Raw genomic sequence first — 9,710 nt, forward strand, 5'->3', positions numbered from 1 at the left:
GGAAGAGCTCTCGGTCTACATCGATGGCGCCGGCGAGATCGGCGCCCACGGCTACATGATCAAGGGCGGCGGCGCGGCGCTCACGCGCGAGAAGATCGTCGCCGCGCAGTCACGTCGCTTCGTGTGCATTGCCGATGCGTCCAAGCGTGTGCGCACGCTGGTTGCGTTTCCGTTGCCGGTGGAGTTCATCCCGATGGCCGCGCACCGCATCATGCGCCAGTCCGTTGCGCTCGGTGGAACGCCCACGCTGCGCCTGCAGGATGGCCAGCCTCTGGTGACGGACAACGGCCAGCACATCCTCGACGTGGTGGGTCTGCAAATCACCGACCCGCTGGGCTTCGAGTCGATGGTGAACCCATGGCCTGGCGTGGTGACCGTGGGTGTTTTGGGTGTTTTCGCCCACCAGCACGCACATGTGTGTCTGCTGGGCACCGAAGAGGGCGTCAAAACGCTCAATTTTGAGTAAAACCCCGCTACCCCAGCGTGAAAGGGTCGGGGTGTGCCGTCAATTCTGTACCTGGTGCGGATCCGGCCAGAGCGTCGCCGGTTGCCCGGCGTGGCATCCCGGCCGCCTGCGCGACGGCTGAGTGGGCCCCGAGGCGCTAACTCTGCGACCGCTCCCACGCCACGAACGCCCAGCGAAACGGCGCGCCGCCGCGCTGGCTGCGCTGCGGGTCGGCCTCGTACCAGGCCTTGAGCCGCTCGCGCTCATCGTCACGGAGCGCGCCCACGGCGAACGTCACCTTGCGGACGAACTCATCGAAGTTTTTGGCTCCAGCCAGGCGGTTGTCACTGCTGATGTAGTCGAGGCGTGGGTGTCGGCCCATCTGGTAGAGAAGGTTGATGATGTAGATGTAATCCGGCAGCGCTGGCCGGCTTCGGCCCAACAGCTCGGCCACCTCGGCGTCGATGAAGCGGCCGCCCGCCATGTTGGTGAGATAGACGCGCCGACGCGCCTTGGCGTCGAGCTTGGTCAGTGCATCGGCCATGTCCATCACGGTAGTCGAGCGCGAGGCGGTGACCACGTCGCAGATCGGCACGTCGCGCCAGTCGTCCTCCCAGGCCAGACGGATCGGTGTGACGTTGTCGATCCCCAGCGTCCTGGCGTTTTTCATCAACACGTCGAGCATGCCCTGGCTGTAGTCGAGCGCATACACCCGCTTGAGCTGCGGTGCCAGCGCGAGGGCGATGGCGCCGGTGCCGCAGCCGACGTCGAGCAGCGTGTCGCAGCCGTCGAGATTCATGCGTTCGACAAAGTCGCGCACATAGCTGCTGGTGCCCGTGAGCTTGCCCATCTCCTTGGCGCGGGCGTCCCACTCCTGCGGCGGTTTTTCGCGGCCACCGGCAGCTTGCATGTGCGTTCGGTAGAGTTGCGCGAAATCGATATCGTGAATGGTCTTCATACACACTCCTGTGGCAATGATGGGGTCGGCCGCGGGGGCGCCCGATGCAGACACGCCTTCATTGCGCGTCCACATCGAAAACATTCGAAATCCAAGGCCAGCGCGCGATAGCGGCTGCACAAAGCTCTGGCCGCACCACGACCAGCGCCAGCCGCCAGCGGCGCGCCTCGATGGCCGCGAAGCCATGCCGGAAACCGCCCGCGCCGCGAAACTCCAGTGGCCCCAGTTCATCGACGATGAGCAGGTCGCAGGCGGGCGCATGGCTGAGCAAACGGTCGCCCCAAGCCAGCGCCGCGTCGTCGAAGCGCCAGCCCAGTCCGGCGGTGCCGGCTTCACCCGGCGGCGGCCGCTCGGCGAGCCTGCGGCGCTTGCCGGTGGCCGCATCTTGCACGTCGATGGCGATCTTGGCGCCATTCGCAAACACCGCTGGCGAGATCACCCCGGCAACATCGAGACCGGCCCGCTGCGCGGCCTCACACAAGGCCATGCACCAGCGGGTCTTGCCCGAACCGCGGCCGCCGGTGAGCAGGATCAGGCGCGGTTCGGCTGCAGCGCGCAGGGCGGCAGGCAGCGCTTCCGGTGTTGGTGCGGCGCACTTCATCATCACAGATGTGCCAGTTGCGGCAGACTGCGTGCCACTTCACCGGCATCGACCCCGTAAAGCGCAGCCAGCGTTTGCGCCGTCACCAGCGTGCGCGGGCCCTGCGCGACGATGCGACCGGCCTTGAGCAGGGCGATGCGGTCGGCCACACGCAGCGCGTGTTCGGGCTGATGGGTGGACATCAGGATCGCCAGCCCCTGCGCCTTGAGCGCGTCGATCTCTTTGAGCACCCGCAACTGGTTGCCGAAGTCGAGGCTGGCCGTGGGTTCGTCGAGGATCAGAATCGCCGCTTCCTGGGCAAGCGCCCGGGCGATCAGCGCCAGTTGCCGCTCGCCGCCGGAGATCTCGGTGTAGATGCGCTCACCCAGATGGCCGATGCCCAGGCGCGCAAGGCAGGCCCGGGCCTTCTCCCGGTCGCGCGCCGACGGCGTGGCAAAGCGGCCGAGGCGCGCGGTGCGGCCCATCAACACCACCTCCTCGACAGTGAAAGCGAACAGCCCGGCCTGCGACTGCGGCACATAGGCGATTTGCGTCGCCAGCGCCGCCCGCGACCAGTCGGCAAGCTCCCGCCCGGCCACCTCGACCCTGCCGGCCAGCGGCGGCAGGATGCCCAGCAGGGTGCGAAACAGCGTGGTCTTGCCGCCGCCATTGGGGCCGAGCAGGCACAGCACCTCGCCCGCAACGAGAGATAGCTCGATGTCCTCGCCCACCGGGTGGTGGCGGTAGCCGATGGCGAGGCCGTGGGCAGCGAGCATTTTCATCCACCCCTGCCAGTGCGCGCCAGCAGCCACAGGAACACCGGCGCGCCGACGAAGGCTGTGAGGATGCCCAGGGGCAGTTCGATGCTGGCCATCGAGCGCGCGAGGGTGTCGGCGGCGATGAGGAAGGCGGCTCCCAACAACACAGAGGCCGGCAAGAGGCGCGAGAACTCCGGACCCACCAGAAGGCGCGCGGCGTGCGGCACCACCAGACCGATCCAGCCGACGATACCGGCCATCGACACGGCAGCGGCCGTCATCAGCGTGGCGGAGACGATCAAGATGCCGCGCAGTCGGCTGACATTCACACCGAGTGCGGCGGCTTCCTCGTCGGACAGCGACAGCAGGTTGACGCGCCAACGCAACAACAGCATCGGTGTCAGCGCCACGACGACCAAAGGCGCGGCGATCCACAAATCACTGGCCGCCACGGCGTTGAGCCCGCCCAAGAGCCAGAAGGTGATCGAAGGCAGTTGCACGCTGGGATCGGCCAACACCTTGATGAGCGAAATCCCGGCGGAAAACAGCGTGCCCACAGCCACCCCGGCCAGCACCAGCACCAGCACCGGGTCGTGGCGGCGCACCTGAGCTGCGACGAACACCACGGCAGCCACTGCCACAAGCCCGCCCATGAAGGCGATGGCCTGCACGGCGATGAGCGGCAGGCCAAAGTAGATGGCCAGCGCCGCGCCCAGCCCGGCACCGGCGGCCACGCCCAAAATGTCGGGCGAAACCAATGGGTTCCTGAACATGCCCTGATAGGCCGCACCTGCCGCGGAGAGCGCCGCGCCGACCAGCAGCCCAGCCACGATGCGCGGCAGGCGCAGCTGCCAAACCACGGTGGCGGCGTCGTTGTCGGCCCCTGGCCCCGCCCACAGCGCCGCCAGCGCGTCAAGCGGAGACAGCGGATACGGCCCGAAGGCAAAGGCCGCCAGCAGCGCCGCGACCAAGGCAGCCGCAAGGATGAACAGCCGCGCAACGGCGCCTCTTGTGGCGAGTTTCATGCGAGATCAGGCAGCCGGTGCGCCAGCTCTGCGCGCGTCGGCGCGTGAACGCCAAGCCGCGCGTCGTCAAAGCCAAGCCCTCGCCACAGAGGGCTGCGGCAAGCGGGTTTTCCGGCGAGGGTCACGGGTGGAAGATCGCTCGCGCCGCCGTTGCGATCGAGTTGGCCTGGCGGTGGCGCATCCCGTGGCTCGCCGCGTTCACGCAGCGGATTCATGGCGCATGCCTGAACGAGACCTGCACATCGCTTGGCGGTGCGGTATAAGGCGCCGAGGTGACGAGTAAATCGGCGCCGGCTGCTGCATAGGCGGCGGCGTTGCTGGCGTTGATGCCGCCGGCTGCCGCCAGGAGGACGGGCGAAAAGCTGGCGCTGGCGCGACGGCATGCCGCGACCTGCTCGGGCGAGAACCTCTCCAGTTGCAGCACGTCGGCACCGGCCTCCATCCAGCGCAGCGCTTCGGCGACATCGACGACTTCGACGACGATTTTTTTCTCCGGCTCGCGGCGTCTGAGGCGCTTGATGGTCGTGGCCGGCGCCTCGTCGAGGAACAACCGATGCTCGGCGAAGACCAGCAGGGTCTCCGACAAACCGAGACGGTGCATGGTCGCGCCCCCAGCGCGCACCGCCTTGATCGACAGCGCCTTGGTGCCGGGAACATTCTTGCGCGTGCAAGCGACGGGCACATCGCCGGCTGCTGCGACGATGGCTGCGGCGCGGGTCGCAATGCCACTCGACCATTCGACCAGTACCTGCGCGGTCTTCCAGGCCCGGTGCAGGCTCGCGGCGCTGCCCTCGGCTTCGAGCAGCGGCGTGCCGGCTGCAACCCGCGTGCCGCTGGCGGCGGCGAGCGTCGCGCGTGCTCCGGCCAACTCGAAAAGGCGCACCGCCTCTTCGGTGCAACACACCGTCATCGCCTCGCGTGCAGCGAAAGTCAGCCGCCCCGGTCGCGCACCGATGCCGAGCGAGTGGGTGGTCAGGTCGCCGCCGCCGGTGTCATCGGCGAGTAAGCTCAGTAGGATGGTGTCAGTCGTGTGGATCATGCAGTCGATTCTCGTCAGTGCGACTCGCGATCAGGGCCGGTCGCGGATATGGGCAAGGGTGGGTTAGCCAGGCGCGTCTCATGCGAGGCCGCGCAGCGCGCGCGCCGACATGCTGCCATGCTTCGCATCATGTCAATTCCGGCAATCGCCGCGCCAGTTCGTCGCGCGTTGGCGCGTAACCGTAAAACAAGGCGTTGAACTCCCGCGCGTCTTCGAGCCATTCGGTGCGGGCGGCTTGGCCATGCAGCCGCGCCGCCAGCCAGCGCACGCCGATCAGCCGGTTCACGCTGGGCGGGCCGTCGAGCCAGCCGAAGGGCAGCGCAGGCGCGAGGTACAGGCGGCCGTCGCGCACGGCGGGCAGGCGGCGCCAGAAATCATCCCGCCTGGCGAGGGCATGGAATTCGGGATACTGGGTGACGATGACTTCAGGCGCCCAGGCGAGGATTTGCTCGCGCGAAACACGCGCCAGATTACCGCCCGTGCCCTGGGCGGCGTTGATGCCGCAGGCCGCTTCGATGCATTCGCCGTTGACCGAGCCAGGCAGTGCCGTTTCCAAGCCGTCGGCGGCGCGGGCGAGATAGACGCGCGGTCGGCGCTGACCGCCGATGTTGTCGCAGGTGATGAGCGTCGTTTCCGCATAGCGCGCCAGCCGCTCGCCGCGCTCGGCCACGCCCAGCAGCCGCCCGGTTTCGCGCAATTGGCGGGCGCTGTCGGCCAGTCGCCCGTCCACCAGTACATAAGGGATGCCGGTGGCCCGCCACACCCGCTCAGCGGTGGAGAGATAGGTGGCATCCACCGTACCAGCGTCGACAATCAGGTCGGGCTTCAGAGCCACGAGCTTTTCCAGCGGCAACGTGCTGCCGCGCCCGGCCAGCCGGCCCAGCACGGGCAGCACGCGCGCTGCCGGCGCGAGCAGATTTTTCGCCTCGTCGGTGAGTGGCGCAGGCCAGCCCATGAGTTTGTCTGCCGCCAGGCAATAGACGAGAACGGCGGCGGGCGCACCGGCGGCGAACACCCGCTGCACTTGCTCTGGCCGAGGCAGCGTGCCGAAGACGTGCAAGCCCGTCGCGGGGGCGGCCAGTGAATGCCGCGCCAGTGTCAAGGCGGACAGGCCGAGGAGGAAGTCGCGGCGCCTCATGGCGCGCTCCCGGCGCCCGTGCCTGTCTTGAGCAGCAGCCCCAGGTTGAGCTGCGCCTTGGGATAGTCGGCATCCGCCGAGCGCTTGAACCAGCGCAGGGCCTCGTCCAGGTTCCTGTCCACGCCGCGGCCGTCGCGGCAGCGCACGCCCAGATTGTTCTGGGCGACGCGGTCGTCGGCCGCGGCGGCTTGGGCGTGCCAGGACGACGCGGCGCCAGGCTCGGGCCGGCCCAGACCGCCGGCCTTGAGCAGCCAGGCACGGGCGATCAGGACGCACAGCAGCCGCGCGGCCAGCAGGTCATGTGTCGAATGCCGGTCGGCGGGGGCAGCCTGCCACCTCACCACCCATCGGTCAACGTCTCGGGTGCGCGTCGCGCCGGACACGCAAGCTTGGATGATCGCCTCAGTCATGTTGAGCAACGCTATGCTGAAACACCTTGACGGCGGAGACGAGCAGGATGATGCCCAGCCCGGTGAGCAACCACGCCGCGGGCACCAGCCCCAGCATGAGCCCGCCCACTCCGGCGCCGACGATGGAGCCGGCCGCCATCCAGATCAGCAGGGGCCGCTCGTGGCCGAGCACGGCGAAGGCGTTGGATTCGCGGTAGCGGGCGAAGCCGACGACCATCGTCGGCAGGCTGATCAGCAGCGAGAGACTCCCCGCCAGCTTGATGTCCAGACCGTAGAGCAGCAGCAAGGTGGGGATCAGCAATTCGCCGCCGGCCACCCCCAGGAGTGCCGCCACCATGCCGATGAAAAGCCCCGCACCCAAGCCCGCCCCCCAGCGCAGCAGGGGGTCGGCGATCAGCGGCGTGCCGCCGCCATGACCGCCGCCGGCGCCGTCCAGCCAGGCCTCGGCGAGGATCACCAGGGCCAGCATGATGAGCAGCACCAGGATGACCCGGTCCAGCATCCGGCGCGGCAGGCGCATGGCGTGCCCCGCCGCCCACCAGGCGCCGATGAGACTGCCGGCCAGCAGGTTGACGGCGATGTCCACCTGGGCCCACAGCTCGGCGAAGGGGATGGCGCCGCCCCGGAACAACAGCGCGAAGGCCACCACCACCAGGCTCATGGCCTTGTTGAGGATCACCGCCTCCAAGGTGGGCAGCTTGAAGCGACCCACCAGCACCGGCAGGCGGAACTCCGCGCCGCCCAGGCCGATTAGCCCGCCCAGGCTGCCGATGAGGGCACCCCAGCCGAAGCCGGCGAGACTGCGATGGGTAGGGGGTGTCTTCATGGCTTTGACCTTGTAGCCCGAAAGGCAGACGCGCCCCGTGGGCGCGCGCCACACGACCCGTCATGGCAACCCGTCCTCGCGCTCACTTCTGAACCTTGGTCACGGCTATGAAACCGTAACGTTCAAGCACCGCCTGACCGTACGGCGACAAAATGTACATCGCCAAATCCCAGGCCGCTTCAGGGGCGCCGCGCAGCACCGTCAGGCCGTAATCGGCGGCGACGGCCAAGGCATCCGGAACCGCGACAATGCGCAGCGCCGGCACCTCCTTGCGGGCCTGCAGCGCATTGGTGCAATAGGTCAGAAACACATCCGCGCGTCCGTTTTCCACATGCCAGCCGTAGGCATTGCGGCCGGCGGGCGGGACGGCGCTGTCCGGAGCGCCCGTCAGCCGTTGTGCCTTGGCTTCCAGTCTGGCGCGCGCACCGGGCTGCACGGCGTCGGCCTTCTCGAAAAGTTGCAGCGTGTAGTCGCCGAGTGGGTCGCGCTTGGGGGTCGAGACGCCCAGGCGCACCTGATCGGACAGCAGGGTATCGAGTAATTTATCCGGCGTCGTATCGATGTGAGGCGCCGTCAGGGCGCAAATTTGATTGCGCGCGAAGAGCACGGCCGGCGCACTCATGCCGGCGGCGGCCAGTTGCTCGGGATGCGACATGCTGGCCGAGGCGAAAACCTGCGCCCGCTCGCCCTGTTCGATGCGCTCGCGCAGGGCGCCGGCGGGGCCGGACACGATTTTGACTTCCAGCTTGCGCTCGGCCGCGAATCGATCCGCGATCTCCGCCAGGGCGGCACGGGCCGACCCGGCGGTGTGCAACAAAACGGGGGCGGCCGTTTGAGCCGACTGCTCCGCGGCGGCGGGGGCGCCGATGCTCAGTCCCAGTGCAACCGCGCCGAGCGGCCGGGATATGTGTTTCGAGGCAAGCTGCCCCCCTGCGGCCAAACCGGCATGGCCGCCGGCGTCAGGAAACTTCAGGGTATTGGCCCCATCCAGGTTGTGCAGCGTGACCTGATCCGGAGTCGGGTGTAGGAAACATTTAGACATGGTCGAACTCGCTATAAAAGAGGGAAAGAAAAAACAGAGGGGCAGCGTTGCATGGTCAGGGCAGGAATCATGGGCGACGATGCGTTCCGGGCGCGGGCCGCCGCATTCATTGGCGCTTTCACCCAGAACATCTTCTTCAGCCCCAGGAAGCGCGCCACGGCGAGACTGGCCGGCCGGCGGAAGACGGACCGCTTGTCGCCGCTCTGCTCCTGCCGGCCGTCGATCAGCACGATGATGTGGTCGGCGAGGAAATAGGCCTCGGCGAGGTCGTGGGTGACCATCATCACCGTCAAGCCCCGTTCGCGTTGCAAGTCCTTCGCCAGCCACCACAGTTCGCGGCGCAGGCTTTCGTTGAGCGCGGTGAACGGCTCGTCGAGCAGCACCAGGCGCGGGTTGGCGGCCAGCACCCGCACCAGGGCCACGCGCTGACGCTCGCCGCCGGAGAGCGTGGCGATGCGGCGTGTGAGCAATGCGCCGATGCCGGTGATTGCGACCAGACGATCCAGCAGCGGCCGGTATTCGGCCTCCGGCACACGCCGGGCGCGCGCGCTATAGGTGAGGTTGTCCAGCACCGACAGGTGCGGAAACAGACCCAGGTGCTGGGGCACGTAGCCGAGCAGACGACGTTCGATGGGCCGATGCGTGATGTCCTCGCCGGCGAGAAGCACGCTGCCCGACGTCGCCGGCAGCGGGCCGAGCACGGCGGAAAGCAGTGTGCTCTTGCCCGAGCCGGAGGGGCCGAGCACGGCATGGCATTGGCCTGCTTCGATCTTGAGATCGATGCCGGATAGCTGAAAGCCGCCGGCCCGGGCGATAACATGCGTGACATCAAGCATGCACCACTCTCCCCAGCAGGCGGCGGGTGGCAAACAGCGCGGTCAGACCGATGACCACCAGGATCAGGATCAGCACCACCGTGCTCTCGATGTTGGCGGAGGACAGGCGCATGGAGATGGCGATCGGCAGGGTTTCGGTGCGCATGGCCATCGAGCCGGCCACCATCAGGGTGGCGCTGAACTCGCCCAGGGCCTTGGCCCAGGTCAGGATGAAGGCAGCGACGAGCCCGTTCTTCGCCAGCGGCAGCGTGACCGTGAAAAAGCCGTAACGCAGGCTCGCGCCCAGAGTGCGGGCCACCCGTTCCAGCGCCACTGGCACCTCGTCGAAGGCGGCCTTCAACATGCGCACCGCCAGGCCCAGCACGGTGACGAACTGCGCCAGCACGATGCCAGCGAAACCGAACACGAAATAGACCACGTTTTCCTGGATCCATTCGCCCAGGGGGTTGTTGAAAAAGATCAGGATGATGGCCCCCAGGGCCGCCGGCGAGACGATGATGGGAAAGTCCAGCACCGTCTCCGCCGCCTCCTTGCCGGGAAAACGGGAGCGTGACAGGGCGTAAGCCGCGGGGATGGCGAGCAGCAACGCCAGCAGCGTGGCGAGGGTTGCCGCCATCAGCGACAACCGCATGGAAAAGAGCGTGCGTTCGGTC

At 67.9% G+C, this 9,710-nt stretch carries 12 protein-coding genes; 1 reads left to right on the top strand and 11 read right to left on the bottom strand.

The window, feature by feature from the left end; translation table 11 throughout:
• Window positions 1-466 (top strand): ribose 5-phosphate isomerase A (gene rpiA, locus P3W97_RS03520; protein WP_300843834.1); only part of this gene is annotated, 466 nt, incomplete at its 5' end.
• A gap of 136 nt (window positions 467-602) precedes the next feature.
• On the opposite strand, the gene P3W97_RS03525 is transcribed toward rpiA, so the two are convergent.
• The 11 genes from P3W97_RS03525 to P3W97_RS03575 form a co-directional block, all read right to left on the bottom strand.
• Window positions 603-1,403: a methyltransferase domain-containing protein gene (locus P3W97_RS03525; RefSeq protein ID WP_300843836.1), complete on the bottom strand. Its 801-nt coding sequence runs from the start codon at window positions 1,401-1,403 to the stop codon at window positions 603-605.
• 58 nt (window positions 1,404-1,461) lie between these two features.
• Window positions 1,462-2,007 carry a nucleoside-triphosphatase gene (locus P3W97_RS03530; RefSeq protein ID WP_300843838.1) on the bottom strand — a complete coding sequence of 182 codons (546 nt, stop codon included), beginning with the start codon at window positions 2,005-2,007 and terminating at the stop codon, window positions 1,462-1,464.
• Window positions 2,007-2,765 carry an ABC transporter ATP-binding protein gene (locus P3W97_RS03535; protein WP_300843840.1) on the bottom strand — a complete coding sequence of 253 codons (759 nt, stop codon included), beginning with the start codon at window positions 2,763-2,765 and terminating at the stop codon, window positions 2,007-2,009. Before P3W97_RS03535 ends, P3W97_RS03530 begins: the two co-directional genes overlap by 1 nt.
• Window positions 2,762-3,766, bottom strand: a complete 1,005-nt coding sequence (locus P3W97_RS03540; protein ID WP_300843842.1) for an iron ABC transporter permease — start codon at window positions 3,764-3,766, stop codon at window positions 2,762-2,764. Before P3W97_RS03540 ends, P3W97_RS03535 begins: the two co-directional genes overlap by 4 nt.
• A 211-nt stretch (window positions 3,767-3,977) precedes the next feature.
• Complete coding sequence (modD, locus tag P3W97_RS03545) at window positions 3,978-4,805, bottom strand: ModD protein (RefSeq protein ID WP_300843844.1); 828 nt, start codon at window positions 4,803-4,805, stop codon at window positions 3,978-3,980.
• A 127-nt stretch (window positions 4,806-4,932) separates the two neighbouring features.
• Window positions 4,933-5,943, bottom strand: coding sequence for an iron ABC transporter substrate-binding protein (locus P3W97_RS03550; RefSeq protein ID WP_300843847.1), 1,011 nt, complete (start codon window positions 5,941-5,943; stop codon window positions 4,933-4,935).
• Complete coding sequence (locus P3W97_RS03555) at window positions 5,940-6,284, bottom strand: hypothetical protein (protein ID WP_300843849.1); 345 nt, start codon at window positions 6,282-6,284, stop codon at window positions 5,940-5,942. The genes P3W97_RS03550 and P3W97_RS03555 overlap by 4 nt, the downstream gene beginning before the upstream one ends.
• A 61-nt stretch (window positions 6,285-6,345) precedes the next feature.
• Entirely contained in the window at window positions 6,346-7,179 is an 834-nt protein-coding gene (locus P3W97_RS03560) for a sulfite exporter TauE/SafE family protein (RefSeq protein ID WP_300843851.1), read from the bottom strand.
• A gap of 82 nt (window positions 7,180-7,261) precedes the next feature.
• Entirely contained in the window at window positions 7,262-8,086 is an 825-nt protein-coding gene (locus P3W97_RS03565; protein WP_367184586.1) for a molybdate ABC transporter substrate-binding protein, read from the bottom strand.
• 146 nt (window positions 8,087-8,232) lie between these two features.
• On the bottom strand, window positions 8,233-9,057 hold the full coding sequence (locus tag P3W97_RS03570) for an ABC transporter ATP-binding protein (RefSeq protein ID WP_300843853.1): 825 nt from the start codon (window positions 9,055-9,057) through the stop codon (window positions 8,233-8,235).
• Window positions 9,050-9,710: molybdenum ABC transporter permease (locus tag P3W97_RS03575; protein WP_300843855.1), on the bottom strand; the 661-nt coding region annotated here is incomplete at its 5' end. The genes P3W97_RS03570 and P3W97_RS03575, both read right to left, overlap by 8 nt.

This window comes from Tepidimonas sp. (assembly GCF_029335975.1).
Classification (GTDB): domain Bacteria; phylum Pseudomonadota; class Gammaproteobacteria; order Burkholderiales; family Burkholderiaceae_C; genus Tepidimonas.

Excerpts from the sequence above, each read along its gene's own strand:
- P3W97_RS03525 (WP_300843836.1), bottom strand. The coding sequence starts at position 1,403 with ATGAAGACCATTCACGATATCGATTTCGCGCAACTCTACCGAACGCAC.
- P3W97_RS03530 (WP_300843838.1), bottom strand. The coding sequence starts at position 2,007 with ATGATGAAGTGCGCCGCACCAACACCGGAAGCGCTGCCTGCCGCCCTG.
- P3W97_RS03535 (WP_300843840.1), bottom strand. The coding sequence starts at position 2,765 with ATGAAAATGCTCGCTGCCCACGGCCTCGCCATCGGCTACCGCCACCAC.
- P3W97_RS03540 (WP_300843842.1), bottom strand. The coding sequence starts at position 3,766 with ATGAAACTCGCCACAAGAGGCGCCGTTGCGCGGCTGTTCATCCTTGCG.
- modD (WP_300843844.1), bottom strand. The coding sequence starts at position 4,805 with ATGATCCACACGACTGACACCATCCTACTGAGCTTACTCGCCGATGAC.
- P3W97_RS03550 (WP_300843847.1), bottom strand. The coding sequence starts at position 5,943 with ATGAGGCGCCGCGACTTCCTCCTCGGCCTGTCCGCCTTGACACTGGCG.
- P3W97_RS03560 (WP_300843851.1), bottom strand. The coding sequence starts at position 7,179 with ATGAAGACACCCCCTACCCATCGCAGTCTCGCCGGCTTCGGCTGGGGT.
- P3W97_RS03570 (WP_300843853.1), bottom strand. The coding sequence starts at position 9,057 with ATGCTTGATGTCACGCATGTTATCGCCCGGGCCGGCGGCTTTCAGCTA.